Raw genomic sequence first — 13864 nt, 5'->3', positions numbered from 1 at the left:
AATTTAAGAACGAAATACTATTTTTCAAAAGCAGTTCCCATGACCACCATTGTCGCACCAGATTTATAAGCATTGTGCATTTGCTGCGGCGTGCGAATACCTCCACCAACAATTACGGGGATTTCGAGAGTTGAAGACACCGCCTTAATAATTTCCGCAGAAACCGGGTATTCTGCGCCACTTCCAGCTTCCAGATAAATCAATTGTTTTCCCGAATACTGTCCTGCCAGCGCAGTATTCACGACAAGCTTTACCTCTTTCTGATCAATAGGAATGGTTTTACTAACTTTTTGAACTGAAGTTTCCCTGCCACCATCAATGAGAATATAACCCGTAGGAATGACTTCAAGGTCTGAACTTTTGATCTTCTCCACAGAACGCACCTGTTGCTCAATTAAAAATTCAGGATTTCTCCCCGAGATCAGGCTTAGAAAAAGCAATGCATCTGCTTCCGAAGAGATCTGAGAAAAATCACCAGGAAAGAGTATCACCGGAAGCCTGCTTACCAACTTGATCGCTGAGACCACGGCACAGGTTCTCCCATGTTCCACCGTACTGCCTCCAACTAAAATATGGGTCGGTTCACAAGGCAGATTTTGAAAAAAATCATCAACCTGCTTCTCATCAAATTTATCGGGATCTATCAGGATTGCAAGCAACTTTCTGTTCTCTACAAAAGCTTGCTGTATATCCTCTAAATAGCTGAGTACTTCAGGCATTACTTGTTGTTTCCAGTAGAAGAAAGCGCATAAACACACGTGAAATTCTCAAATTCGAGGAAATCGATATCATACCAGGAATCCAGTTCATGGTATCGTACATGCGCGGTAGTTTTCGAATCTTCAAAATCAAAGTCGGTCACATTAATATGCTGTAAAAAACCGACTCCAGGGCGAGCGATCAATTTATAAACAGATTCCTTGGCACCCCAGACTATCGTAAGCTTTCTTATCAACGCCTCTTCATTCGCCAACGTATGATATTCGTTAAGCGGAGTAAATTTATTAGCGATTTTCAGGATCTTTTCCCGTTGCTTTTCAATATCGATCCCTACGTCGCGATTGCTAATAATGATCGCGGTGAAATTGAACGAATGAGTAATGGAGATATACCTGTCATCACGAAGATGGGGTTTCCCCAGATCGTCATAATAAAGATCATTATCTGTATACCCTGCTTCGGCCATTAAATGTCTAATGCTCATAAATCCACGACGGTGAATTTCAGATTTCATACCGTCTACTCTTTTTTGACAATGTGCGGTAAGATCGACCCCGTTTGCCAGCCAATCAAAAGACTCTTCCACCTTCCAAATGAAGACTTTAGTACGTTCATCAACTGTTATTGTTTTATAAAGAGGCATATATTTTCTAAGCTTTTCCTTATTTTTGCGACATTAAAATTGCTAATATTCAAATATAATAATATGTCAACTAAAACAGTACCGTATACCGCCTATAAAGTCAAAGATATTGAGCTAGCCGAATATGGCCGACTTGAAATTGAACTTGCTGAAGCTGAAATGCCGGGACTTATGGCATTGCGTAAAGAGTTTGGGGAATCCAAGCCTCTAAAAGGTGCCAGAATTGCGGGTTGTTTACATATGACGATCCAGACTGCAGTTCTTATCGAAACTTTGGTAGAACTGGGAGCAGATGTAACCTGGAGCTCATGTAATATATTTTCTACTCAGGATCATGCTGCCGCTGCTATTGCTGCTGCTGGTATTCCTGTTTACGCCTGGAAAGGAATGACTGAAGAGGAATTTAACTGGTGTATCGAACAAACACTTTTCTTCGGGGAAGATCGTAAGCCACTTAACATGATCCTTGATGATGGTGGGGATCTTACCAATATGGTACTTGATGAGTACCCAGAACTTGCTGGAGGAATTAAAGGACTTTCAGAAGAAACAACTACAGGAGTTCATAGACTTTACGAAAGAATGAAGAACGGAACATTGCCAATGCCGGCAATTAACGTAAACGATTCTGTAACCAAGTCAAAATTCGATAACAAATACGGTTGTCGTGAGAGTGCAGTAGATGCGATTCGTCGTGCTACAGATGTGATGCTAGCTGGTAAAAGAGTTGTTGTTTGTGGATATGGTGATGTTGGAAAAGGAACAGCGCAATCTTTTAAAGGTGCTGGTTCTATTGTAACTGTTACTGAAATTGATCCAATTTGTGCATTACAGGCTGCCATGGATGGCTTTGAAGTGAAGCAACTGGAAACTGTGCTTCCAAAAGCAGATATCGTAATTACTACTACCGGGAATAAAGACATCGTACGTGGAGAGCATTTCGAGGCGATGAAAGACAAAACAATCGTAGCGAACATTGGTCATTTTGATAATGAGATCGCTGTTGCCTGGTTAAATGATAACCACGGAAACTCTAAAGTAGAGATAAAGCCTCAGGTTGATAAATATACTATCAACGGGAAAGATATTATCCTTCTTGCTGAAGGTCGTTTGGTGAATTTAGGTTGTGCAACTGGACATCCTAGTTTTGTAATGAGTAACTCATTTACAAACCAAACCCTGGCACAGATGGAACTTTGGAATAATACAGATCAGTACAAAAACGAAGTTTATATGTTACCTAAGCATCTTGATGAAAAAGTTGCAAAGCTTCACCTTGAAAGAATTGGGGTTGAACTAACTGAACTTAAACAGGACCAGGCAGAATATATTGGTGTAACGGTAGAAGGACCTTACAAGCCAGAATACTACAGGTACTAGAAATTAATCAAATGTTGATTACAAAAAGCCTCTGCACTTGCAGAGGCTTTTTTTGTTAATTCAGTTTCAATTTTAATTTCAGTTTAACAAGCCTGAGTTAAAAAGCCTAATCCTGAGTTAAAAGCTTCTGTTCAGAAAACCGTAGTTGGTAAGTTTCGTAAATATTACCGTAAACAATAATCAATAAAAAAGTTACTTATGAAAATTTTGAAAAAACCTTTATTATTTATCGCGATGTCCGCTATGTTAGGATTCACCTCTTGCTCAGATGATGATGATGACGTGACAGATGATATCGTGGAAATGGATTCTGCAATGTTATATGCTACCACACATTCTGGATCTGTAGTACAGTACAATCTTGATGATGGTACTTCTTATACAGTAAATACTTCTTCAACAGACGCTGAAGGAATTTTTTATGATGAAGATGACAGTTCTTTAATCGTAGCTTCCAGAGATCCTAAACAACTTCAGTATTATGGAGATGTTGATATGTGGGATGGTTCTATGTCTACAGTATCTGCAGAATTCATGAGCTCTAGTGATCTAATGAGCCCAAGAGATGTTGCTGTTAATGGCGACCTTATCGTAGTGGCAGATAATGCCGATGTGGATGGTGATGACACCACTGCAGATGGTAGATTTTATATCTATAGCAAAGAAGACAATGGTTTTACTCTAAGAAACACAGTAACCGTAGACTTTAAAGTTTGGGGTATCGAGTTTGTTGGAAATACTTTGTATGCAATTGTAGATACTACAAACATGCTTGCTAGTTTTGACAACTTCCTTTCTAATAATACAGATGGAATGGTGAGCGCTACAAAAACTGTAATGGTAGAAGGAATTGTGAGAACTCATGGTCTTGACTATGATGGTGGAACAATGGTACTTACAGATATTGGAGATGCAGGATCAGATTCTGATGGTGGACTTCATGTAATTACTGACTTTGATAGTAAATTTAATAATACTATGGATGCCGCAACTTTAGGTCTTTCAGATCAAATGAGAATTTCTGGAGCAGCTACTTTATTGGGTAATCCGGTAAATGTTGCTTACGATGCAGATTCTGATATGATCTATGTTGCTGAACTTGCTAATGGTGGCGGTAGAGTACTGGCTTTTGACGATGCGTCAAATGCAAGTGGAAATGCAACTCCAGCTGTGAACAATATGCTTTCTGGAGTTTCTGCAGTATATTTTGAAGACTAATTAAGTTTTTTAGTTTCAAAAGAAAAGCCCGGTCGTTATGACCGGGCTTTTTGTTTTTCAATTCCGAATGATTATTCAGGAATCACTACCGCAGTCTCTTCAGTAAGTACATTCTGGCCTTTTAACCAGTCCTGAAAACCTGCTTCTCCCATACGATCTTTCATTGCTCTAGTACTTACAGCAGTACCTTCTACAGTCACTCCAGAAACGAAAGGATAGCTGGTGTATCTTACCACACCATCAATTAGCATGTCATACTCAGGACCTGCTTCTTCCAGAGCCTCATCCATAGCATCTTTGATGTTCCATCCAATTCCCAGAAAATAAGATTTCTTACCCTCAGTTTTTACACCCTGAGCTCTGTCGATGTCAAGGTTTACATTTTTTGAACTAATTACGGTAAAGTCAACCAGTCTGATGGAGCAACTGGATAATGTCATTGCAGCGATGGCAATGATTAGTAAAGATTTAAACTTCATTTGGTTAGATTAAGTGTTTCCCCTACTCTCAGGATTTTCGGGTTCCTCCATACAAACGAAGATAGTATTTTTTATTTTATGTCTAAGAGTGGATTTTCGATTTTCTAAAAGCCCCTAATTTAAGGATAGATTAAATTTTTTCATCATTTTATAGATACAACGAAAGACGGGTTTGGTCGCTTTATCTGAGTCTGAATTATCAAATCTGAATTTTATAATCTTTGATCCAGGTTCTTCTGAAGAATTGCTAAAACCGGTGCCATCCAGAACAAACCTGGTTTTTTCAGAAAAGATAAAATCTGTAGCGTATTTTTTTATGAGTCCGCGTTTTCCTGAAGAACTTTTCATAATCCTGAGTATTAATGAATTATTAAGTTACGAAAAAAATAGATTGATTATAATCTCGATCAAATTTTTACGAAATATCGGTTGTTATAGTTGAAAGACTTCTTTGTTATGCCACCTTAGCGATTGTAGAGATGGAAACCAACGTTCTTCTCTTGGAACCATAATTTGTTTACCATCGAATTGGGTGATTGAAAACTCTGAGTTTTGATCATCTACGATTGGTGAAACTCGAACTATATAATCTGAATTAATTGTGATCAGCCCTCGATCAAAAGCTCTATGCATCGTTGGAGACAATGCTATACCATTAGGAACTGTGTCATCACTAGAAAGGCTGAATGGATAAATATGGCAGGCATCAACCATTTGAACATTATTACTGGTCTCAATCTTAAGTCCAGAAATGCAACAGGTATAATCGTATATTTTTGGTATTGTTCTTTTGAACAGCCCGCCCCGAACGAAAATTTCCTCCTCGAATTCGTCTTCTTCTAAGCGTTCTCTTAAGCTGGAAATCTGATTCTGATAAATCTCAGATGATTCATTTAGAATAGAATTTTCGATAAAACTTTCCTCAATGGTTTTTTGTTTTTCTGAATATTGATTTTTTGTTGAAGCAAAATATTGATCCAATAAAAATTGTTCAAACAATGTCTTTGAAATTGGATGTTGTAATAGAACATACAACTCTCTGTCAATCTCAGCATAAGCCAAATTCTCTTTTAGATACTTGAAGCTTTTAATACTTTTTGATTTTGTAACTGAAATTTTACCACCAGCTTTGGGAATTAAGTACCAAAAGGGTTCAGATTTCAAATGAAAAAAGGGAAGAGAGAAATTAGTAGTGTGACCAGTATCTACAAGTTGTTTCCAATTTCTTTTGAAGGCTAAGATTAATTCTGGAGTAATAAATATTTTATTGGAATCAATACTTCCATCTTGAATCAATTGAAGAATTGAAAGCAGTAAAATTGGTTTATGCGGAGCACGACCAAGATTCTTAGAATAACCGCGGTTCAATTTCTTGAAGTAATTTAAATATTTTGCAATAGATTCTTCAATCATAAGTCAAGTTCATCCAACAGCTAATTTCTGACTCTCTTTTAAAATAAACGGTGGCATTGGCTCCTCTAATTTCCATTCAATATTCATGGGTTTCTCACCTGAATGACTTTGAAATATTGCCTCTCCCAAAAACACATAACCCATCGTAAATCCATACTCATCCTTAGCTTGTTCTCTCACAAATAATAGGACGTTTTTTTCACTTTGAATATACGCTTGCCCTTTTGGTGTATTTGGAGATGCACTATTTTGAGTCTGCCAGTGAAATAGATTTTTATTTAATGCATAATCCTCATACATAGTAGTAGGTGAATAATCTTTATCAGACTTTTTAAGGGTGACAAACAATGCCTCAGTATTTATAGATTTTTCATAAGATGCTCCTTCCCTACTTGGTTTAGCCTTGTCAAACTTATGCCTTCTAATGGCTACAAGAATTTGGTTACGATTATAACGACTATGAATTTTTAATGGGAATGGGAATCCAAGATTAATAGGTTTCTCAATAAAATCTATCCTATCTAGACAATAATCAACAACTTCCACGATTTCCTGAATCATTACAGGATTTGTCTTGATTTGATTCAAGCTTGACTGTAAGTCGTCGAAATTGAGGTCTGGACCAGATTTTTGCCATATGTCATAATGGAGCATCAAAGTTTTCAAATGATCTATTTCAGAATCGTTAGAAACTTCAAAACTATTATTATACAGTTGCTTTATAAAAGTGAGGTAACTTACTGAATTGCAATGTATCAACCTGCTACTTATAAAATTTGATATTTCTTTTTCATTAGGTTCTTCAAATTGCTGGATTATACCGGCATCTGCACAAAGTCTTTTCCAACTTCCTTTTTTATAAATTTGCTGTATTTCAAGATGATGGAAATCTAAGAAATTATCTATAGTAAGAATTCTTGAAGAATGATGTTTGAAGTTTTGAATTTTTCTAAGAAGCTCAGGTCTTCTAAATTCCGTAGCTTCTCTAATATTGGTTAGTATTATATCTTTAGCTTTCCGCTCTAAAATAATCGAGCAGCCTAGTGGCAAATGCGGGAATTCATCTTCGATTTCTTTGATAATAGAAGTATGTGTTCTCCCAATTAATGCTCTGAATTTATGTTCAAAATCATATTCTGGTTTTGCATTTCCTACAAAATCTAAAACTGTAAGACAATCTTTATTCTCGGCTAAGCGAAGTCCTCTTCCTAATTGCTGCAAAAATATCGTTAGACTTTCGGTAGGACGCAAAAATAGGACCGTATCAATTTCTGGAATATCAACACCCTCATTAAAAATATCAACGACGAATAAGTAATTAATTTCCTTTTTAGTGAGTCTATCTTTCAAAACTGCCCTATTGGAGCTATTCCCACTTATTAGGTAATCTGCTTTCAACCCAGCAATTGTAAACTTATCAGCCATATACTTTGCATGGTCCTGACTCACACAAAAACCTAAAGCTTGCACATCATGAACATCTGTAAGGTATTCATCACAATTTTTGAGGATATCCCCAACCCGCCTATCATTTTCAGTATAGAGCTTAGTTAATTCTTTAATCTCGTATCTGCCGTTTTTCCAACTTACATTCGTTAAATCAATAGAATCGGAAAGTGCGAAATATTGGAATGGAGATAATAACTTTCTATTTAATGCTTCAGGAAGCCGAATTTCAGCTGCAATTTTATGATGAAAATCTTCAGTAATATCACCACCATCCATTCTTTCAGGTGTAGCGGTAAGGCCTAAAAGTATTTCAGGTTTGAATCTTCTTAATATTGGTCTATAACTATCGGCTTTGATATGATGTACTTCATCTACTACAATATAATCGAAGAAGCTCTCATCTATCTCTAAGTTCTTTAATCGACTGTTTAAAGTTTGAACGGAAGCAAAGAGCTGATCATACTTTTCGGGTTCATAGCCTCCTACCCACAATTCCCCAAAATTAGAGTCTCGTAAAACATGTTGAAACGTCTTTTGGGCTTGCTCTAGAATTTCTTTTCGGTGCGCAACAAATAGAAATTTCGTATTTGGATTTGAATTTCTAAATCGTTTAAAATCGAAAGCAGAAATGACTGTTTTACCGGTTCCTGTTGCAGCCACCACCAGGTTCTTATTTCTTTTATGAATAATTCTTTCAGAATCGAGCTTGGCTAATATTTCTTCCTGATAGGGATAAGGTTTTAGATCGAAAAATGTAGTGATTTGATTTGTTCCGTAAGAACTCTGTCTTTTTAAGGAACTAATTAGTTTCTCTCTATCTCTACCGTTATTATAATTTTCGAATTCTGGATCTTCCCAGTAAGTATCAAATGTCTTCTGAAACTTATCTATAATATGAGAGATCTCTTGGGTTGTCACTTTCAAGTTCCATTCTAGACCGTTGGTTAAGGCAGATCTCGAGAGATTAGATGAGCCTATATAACCTGTATGAAAACCTGAATTTCTCAGGAATAAGTATGCCTTCGCATGTAGTCGTTCATGCTCTACATTATAGGATACTTTGATTTCAGTATTAGGTAAAGAAGATAAATATTCTACGGCTTTCGCATCTGTAGCACCCATGTAGGACGTTGTGATAATTTTTAATTTTTTACCACTATGCGTGAACTCTTCAAGTTCCTTTTTAAAAATTCGAATTCCTGAGTATTTAATAAATGATACTAACCAACATATAGAATCAGCCGAAAGAATTTCTTTTTTAATCTCACTTTCTAAAGATATTCCAGTATTATTTCCTGTGAAAAGTTCACTTTGACTTAGGCGAGTATAGGGTGTAATTTCTTTGAGTCTATCTTTTAGGTTGGAATAAGGAAAATTAGATTTTGAAAATACGGCCTCCAGTATCTTTCCTTCATTTTCTATAAGATTGTTGGTTAAATCTAAATTTTTAAGCTCTGCAGCCAATAAACTTATGATCTTATTAGATATCTCAATTTGCTTCAAGGGTCTATCCTTGTCTTTAATTTCATTTAAAGCAAAACGAATTGTTTCTGACAAATAAAGACTTAGATATTGGGATGCTTCCTCTTTGTCTAACGCTGTTTTACTAATATGAAATTCTTGGCAGTCAAGTGATTCTAACTTATTTGTTATAAGCTTATTAATTAGCTGCTCGTAAAGACCCGTTTCAAAACTCATCTAAAAGTTTGTATGTAATGTTTAACAATTGGAATATCTGCTTCCGCCCAATCAAATTTTTCTAATTGGAATACGGTTGACCATTCTATTTTAGAGTGCTCTTTTAAAATAATTTCTGAAGTTTGTAGGGAACAGCGAAATGGAATAAGTTCTATAATCTTGTTATCAGAATATTTGTGGATATTGGAAGGGAGACGTTGTATAACTTTAATATCTAATCCCAGTTCTTCTTTAATTTCTCTCCTGAGACAATTCTCCAGTGTTTCTCCAGCTTCAAGTTTCCCACCTGGAAATTCCCATTTCAAAGGATGGCTCATATTCTTACTGCGTTGCGCGCATAATACTCTATGATTATCCTCTATCAAGGCGCATGTAACTTGAATCAAACTGAACTTTCGATTATTTGACAATTAAAATTACAGTATTAATTCAACAATCAATTTCAAAATTCCTATTTCTTTTTAACGCTCCCTCAACATCATAAACCAGATTAAATTTATAATTTTGGAATAATTCCTATTTAATGGATTTATTCCTATTATGAAATTAGAGAAATCAATTATACACCTTGATCTTGATACCTTTTTTGTTTCCGCAGAAAGGCGTCTGGATTCAAAATTGAATGACAAACCCCTTATCGTAGGTGGTCTGGGAGATCGTGGCGTGGTAGCAGCATGTAGTTATGAGACTCGCAAGTTTGGAGTACATTCCGGGATGTCTATGAAGGTGGCCAGGCAACTCTGCCCGCAGTCTATCGTGATCAAAGGGAATGCTTCCACATACACAAAATTCTCCCATGAGGTCACCGAAGTTATTCGTAGCAAAGTTCCTTCTTTTGAAAAGGCCAGCGTAGATGAATTCTATGCAGATCTTACAGGAATGGATCGATTTTTCGGGATCACCCAGTTTGCTAAAGAACTTCAGGAAACTATCAAAAAAGAAACTTATTTACCTATTTCCTTCGGACTTTCCACCAACAAAGTGGTTTCCAAGATCGCTACCGGAGAAGGCAAACCTTATGCCCAGAAAGTGATCGAAGCAGGTTCAGAAAAAACATTTCTTGCTCCGCTTGCAGTGAACAAGATCCCGATGATCGGGAATAAAACCTTTCAGAAATTATTAAATCTCGGCGTTCGCAGGATTGAGACAATTCAGAAGATGCCTGTAGAGGTTTTAGAGAGCGTTTTGGGTAAGAATGGCCGCACTATATGGAAACGTGCTCATGGGATCGACAATCCTCCTATCATTCCTTTTCACGAACGCAAATCTATTTCAACTGAAAGAACCTTTAACCGGGACACTATCGATATGATCCGTTTGCATGGTACGCTGGTTGCCATGGCAGAAAGTCTCGCCTATCAGCTACGCCGTGGAAATAAGCTTGTTTCTACAGTGAGTGTAAAGATCAGATATTCAGATTTTCAAACTTATAGTAAACAGGTAAAGATCCCGTATACCAGTGCAGATCATATTCTAATTCCTAAGGTCGAGGAACTTTTTAAACAATTATACAGCAGGCGCCTGCTCATTAGGTTAATCGGGGTGAAGTTTAGCGGACTCGTGGGTGGCCACTATCAGATCAATCTTTTTGATGATTCTGAAGATATGCTGAATCTCTACAATTCTCTGGATAAGATCAAAAATCGCTTTGGTGAACATGCGGTGATGCGTGCTGCTGCGATGGATGCGAAAACCATCGGCAGAATGAAGAATCCTTTTAACGGGGAGCCACCTATCGTTCTTGCTCATAGAAAACAATAATGATGATCTATTCTGAAGTATAAAAAGATTACTGATGTATTTAAACTGTCACACATACTATTCACTGCGATATGGGACTTTTCCCATCAGGGAGTTGTGTGAGCTCGCCTACTCCAACGATATCTGGCAGTTTGCTATTACAGATATCAATAATACTTCAGCCTGTCTCGAATTCCTGAGGCTTACCAATGGAACCAAAATCAAACCGGTTCTGGGAATTGACTTTAGAAATGCTGCTGAGCAACAATATATTGGACTGGCAAAAAACAATGCTGGCTTCCTTCAGCTAAACGATCATCTTTCAAATCACCTGCATGAAAAGGAAGGTTTTGAAACGGCAGCTCCGCAACTACCTGATTGTTTTATCATTTATCCCTTCGGAAAAGTGGTGGAACAAAAACGTAAAAATTTCAGAAGCAATGAATATATAGGAGTTTCCAAAGAGGAGATTGGGAAATTAAGGTTTTCAGAATATAGAAATCTGAAGGATAAACTAGTTATTCTACAAACGGTAAGCTTTCGGAATAAAAAAGACTTTAATGCACATCGCTTACTCAGAGCGATCGATAATAATTTGCTGCTTAGCAAGCTTCCAGAAACAGAACAGGGAAAAGCTTCACATAAAATGTATCCCAGGCTGGAAATGGAAGCCGCTTTTGAAGATTTCCCTCATATTCTGGAGAATACACAACAAATTATGGACGCTTGCAAGGTGCATTATGACTTCGGAAAAGGACAGAACCGAAATTTAAAGGTCTACCGAAATACGATTGAAGAGGATGCAGATATGATCCGGCGGCTCACCTACGAAAAACTTCCTGAAAAATACCCAAAAGCAAATCGGGAAGTTTATACGCGGGTTGAAAAAGAACTGGAATCTATCATCAGGCTTGAGTTTGTCTCTTATTTTCTTATCAACCTGGGAATTGTGGACTATGCTCGTTCGCAGAATTATCCATTTGTAGGACGTGGGAGCGGTGCGAATTCAGTTGTTGCTTATATTCTTGGAATTACCAATGTGGATCCTATAGAACTCGATCTTTATTTTGAACGTTTTATAAATCCTAACCGGAAATCTCCGCCAGATTTTGACCTTGATTTTTCATGGAAAGACCGTAATGATATTACAGATTATATTTTTGGTACGTATAAGAATACAGCGCTTATGGGTACTTATGTTACTTTCAAACAGCGCGCGGTTGCCCGTGAACTCGGGAAGGTTTTTGGTTTGCCTAAAGAAAATATCGATAAGCTCGCTTCTGTCTTCTACACCTTTAACAACCTGGATCATCTGGAAAAACTTGTGATCCAGTACAGCAAACTCATAGAAGGTTTCCCTAATTATTTGAGTGTTCATTCCGGCGGAATTTTGATCCTGGACGATTCGGTTCATAATTATGCGGCAACGTTTTTACCTCCCAAAGGCTTTCGAACGATGCAGATTGATATGAACATTGCTGAAGAAGTAGGCATTCATAAATTTGATATTCTTGCCCAACGTGGACTCTCAAAAATCACCGATACCATCGAGATCGTAAAACAGAATCAGCCAGACGCTGAATTAGAGGATATAGAAAATATCCAAGCTTTTAAAGAAGATCCCGCTATTAACGAATTGCTCACCACCGGCGATTGTATGGGTGTATTTTATGTGGAATCTCCTGCCATGCGAGGTTTACTTACAAAACTACAAACCCGGGATTACCTTAACCTGGTTGCAGCAAGTTCTGTGATTCGACCAGGAATTTCCAGCGCTGGAATGAAAGATGAATTTATTCTAAGACATCGCTTTCCTGAAAAAAGAAAGGAAGCTCACCCGGTAATGTACGAGATCATGCCCGACACTTATGGTGTGATGGTTTACCAGGAAGATGTGATGAAGGTCGCTTACCATTTTGCCGGTTTGAGCCTGGATGATGCAGATGTATTGCGAAGAGGGATGAGTGGAAAAAAAACTTCCCGGGGGCAAATGGAAAAGATCGAGAACACCTTCCGGGAAAACTGTAATACTAAAGGCTACGAACCAAAACTGATTGATGAAGTCTGGGAACAGATCTCTTCATTTGCTGGCTACGCGTTTCCGAAGGGACACTCGGCTTCCTACGCCGTGGAAAGCTACCAGAGTTTGTACCTGAAAAAATATTTTCCGCTTGAATTTATGGTAGCGGCGATCAACAATGGAGGTGGTTTCTACGATCTGCAGACCTATATTCAGGAAATAAGACGTTGGGGCGGCAAGATTCACGCTCCCTGTATCAATAAAAGTGATCACCCCAATGTGATCTACGGAAAAAACGTCTACCTGGGCTTTGGTTATATTAAAGAACTTGAAGTAAAAACTATTCAGCAAATACTGGGAAACAGACAGTTTTTTGGAGAATTTAGCTCTCTGGATGATTTTATAGACCGTATCCAGATTTCTATTGAACAGCTTAGCTTATTACTGAAAATCAACGCCTTCCGGTTTACCGGCATGGACAAACACGAACTTTTATGGAAAGCCTATTTTAAACTGGACAAGAATAAACCAAAAACGAATCAGCCACTACTCTTTAAACCGAAGCATAAAGATTTTGAATTGCCGGAATTTGAAGCTTCCAAAATGATCGAAGCTTACGACCAGATGGAACTTCTGGGATTTCCGCTATGCAGTCATTTTGAACTACTGAAAGATCCTCTAAAGCAGAATGTGGTGACAGCTTTGCAGTTAAAGGATCATATCGGGAAAAATATAGAGATCTATGGTAACCTGGTGAATTCTAAAAAAACCGGAACTTCGAATGGAAAATATATGTATTTCGGTACTTTCTATGATCCTGAAGGAGTCATTTTTGATGTGGTTCTTTTCCCTTCAGTAGCCGAAAAGTATCCTATAAGATCTAAGGGAATTTACCTGTGTTATGGTGAAGTGGTTTCCAATCTTGGGTATATCTCCATTAGCATCAAAACTCTCACCAGGCAGGCTACGCAAACCGATCCAAGACTGGTGGGAACTAATTTTAAGTTTGCAGTCTAGAAATTTTGCTTAAGACTGCTGTATTCTTAGCGAGTAGCAATCAGATATGCTTCCGAAAATAGTATGAAATTGAAATTTCAGAAAGGC

General features: G+C 37.5%; 11 protein-coding genes. 4 read left to right on the top strand and 7 right to left on the bottom strand.

Annotated features, from left to right (window positions below):
- Window positions 1-17 precede the first annotated feature (17 nt).
- Together JM79_RS02295 and JM79_RS02290 are read right to left on the bottom strand one after the other, a co-directional pair.
- Window positions 18-719, bottom strand: a complete 702-nt coding sequence (locus JM79_RS02295) for a geranylgeranylglyceryl/heptaprenylglyceryl phosphate synthase (protein WP_141876619.1) — start codon at window positions 717-719, stop codon at window positions 18-20.
- On the bottom strand, window positions 719-1363 hold the full coding sequence (locus JM79_RS02290) for a 4'-phosphopantetheinyl transferase superfamily protein (RefSeq protein ID WP_141876618.1): 645 nt from the start codon (window positions 1361-1363) through the stop codon (window positions 719-721). Before JM79_RS02290 ends, JM79_RS02295 begins: the two co-directional genes overlap by 1 nt.
- Window positions 1364-1426: 63 nt before the next feature.
- On the opposite strand from JM79_RS02290, the gene ahcY reads away from it, so the two are divergent.
- The gene (ahcY, locus tag JM79_RS02285; RefSeq protein ID WP_141876617.1) at window positions 1427-2743 is read left to right on the top strand and encodes an adenosylhomocysteinase; all 1317 of its coding nucleotides are present in this window, start codon (window positions 1427-1429) and stop codon (window positions 2741-2743) included.
- Window positions 2744-2941: 198 nt separating this feature from the next.
- On the top strand, window positions 2942-3961 hold the full coding sequence (locus JM79_RS02280) for a hypothetical protein (protein ID WP_141876616.1): 1020 nt from the start codon (window positions 2942-2944) through the stop codon (window positions 3959-3961).
- A gap of 71 nt (window positions 3962-4032) precedes the next feature.
- Here JM79_RS02280 and JM79_RS02275 read toward each other — a convergent pair whose 3' ends face one another.
- The 5 genes from JM79_RS02275 to JM79_RS02255 form a co-directional block, all read right to left on the bottom strand.
- Window positions 4033-4440 carry a hypothetical protein gene (locus JM79_RS02275; protein WP_141876615.1) on the bottom strand — a complete coding sequence of 136 codons (408 nt, stop codon included), beginning with the start codon at window positions 4438-4440 and terminating at the stop codon, window positions 4033-4035.
- A 114-nt stretch (window positions 4441-4554) separates the two neighbouring features.
- Window positions 4555-4788, bottom strand: a complete 234-nt coding sequence (locus JM79_RS02270) for a hypothetical protein (RefSeq protein ID WP_141876614.1) — start codon at window positions 4786-4788, stop codon at window positions 4555-4557.
- Between the two features lie 84 nt (window positions 4789-4872).
- Entirely contained in the window at window positions 4873-5853 is a 981-nt protein-coding gene (locus tag JM79_RS02265; protein WP_260443355.1) for an HNH endonuclease, read from the bottom strand.
- A gap of 9 nt (window positions 5854-5862) precedes the next feature.
- Window positions 5863-9000: a DEAD/DEAH box helicase gene (locus tag JM79_RS02260; RefSeq protein ID WP_141876613.1), complete on the bottom strand. Its 3138-nt coding sequence runs from the start codon at window positions 8998-9000 to the stop codon at window positions 5863-5865.
- Window positions 8997-9365 (bottom strand): (deoxy)nucleoside triphosphate pyrophosphohydrolase, encoded by a 369-nt coding sequence (locus JM79_RS02255; RefSeq protein ID WP_260443354.1) that lies wholly within the window; start codon window positions 9363-9365, stop codon window positions 8997-8999. Before JM79_RS02255 ends, JM79_RS02260 begins: the two co-directional genes overlap by 4 nt.
- 175 nt (window positions 9366-9540) lie before the next feature.
- Here JM79_RS02255 and dinB point away from each other — a divergent pair, with 175 nt between their 5' ends.
- Complete coding sequence (gene dinB, locus JM79_RS02250; RefSeq protein WP_141876611.1) at window positions 9541-10761, top strand: DNA polymerase IV; 1221 nt, start codon at window positions 9541-9543, stop codon at window positions 10759-10761.
- A gap of 34 nt (window positions 10762-10795) precedes the next feature.
- Window positions 10796-13777 carry a DNA polymerase III subunit alpha gene (dnaE, locus tag JM79_RS02245; protein WP_141876610.1) on the top strand — a complete coding sequence of 994 codons (2982 nt, stop codon included), beginning with the start codon at window positions 10796-10798 and terminating at the stop codon, window positions 13775-13777.
- Window positions 13778-13864 lie beyond the last annotated feature (87 nt).

This window comes from Gramella sp. Hel_I_59 (assembly GCF_006714895.1).
GTDB lineage: Bacteria > Bacteroidota > Bacteroidia > Flavobacteriales > Flavobacteriaceae > Christiangramia.
Note: the sequence above shows the minus strand (reverse complement) of the source record. Positions and strands in the feature narration are given on the sequence as shown.

Excerpts from the sequence above, each read along its gene's own strand:
- JM79_RS02260 (WP_141876613.1), bottom strand. The coding sequence starts at position 9,000 with ATGAGTTTTGAAACGGGTCTTTACGAGCAGCTAATTAATAAGCTTATA.
- JM79_RS02270 (WP_141876614.1), bottom strand. The coding sequence starts at position 4,788 with ATGAAAAGTTCTTCAGGAAAACGCGGACTCATAAAAAAATACGCTACA.
- JM79_RS02280 (WP_141876616.1), top strand. The coding sequence starts at position 2,942 with ATGAAAATTTTGAAAAAACCTTTATTATTTATCGCGATGTCCGCTATG.
- JM79_RS02275 (WP_141876615.1), bottom strand. The coding sequence starts at position 4,440 with ATGAAGTTTAAATCTTTACTAATCATTGCCATCGCTGCAATGACATTA.
- ahcY (WP_141876617.1), top strand. The coding sequence starts at position 1,427 with ATGTCAACTAAAACAGTACCGTATACCGCCTATAAAGTCAAAGATATT.
- JM79_RS02265 (WP_260443355.1), bottom strand. The coding sequence starts at position 5,853 with ATGATTGAAGAATCTATTGCAAAATATTTAAATTACTTCAAGAAATTG.
- JM79_RS02295 (WP_141876619.1), bottom strand. The coding sequence starts at position 719 with ATGCCTGAAGTACTCAGCTATTTAGAGGATATACAGCAAGCTTTTGTA.
- JM79_RS02290 (WP_141876618.1), bottom strand. The coding sequence starts at position 1,363 with ATGCCTCTTTATAAAACAATAACAGTTGATGAACGTACTAAAGTCTTC.
- dinB (WP_141876611.1), top strand. The coding sequence starts at position 9,541 with ATGAAATTAGAGAAATCAATTATACACCTTGATCTTGATACCTTTTTT.
- dnaE (WP_141876610.1), top strand. The coding sequence starts at position 10,796 with ATGTATTTAAACTGTCACACATACTATTCACTGCGATATGGGACTTTT.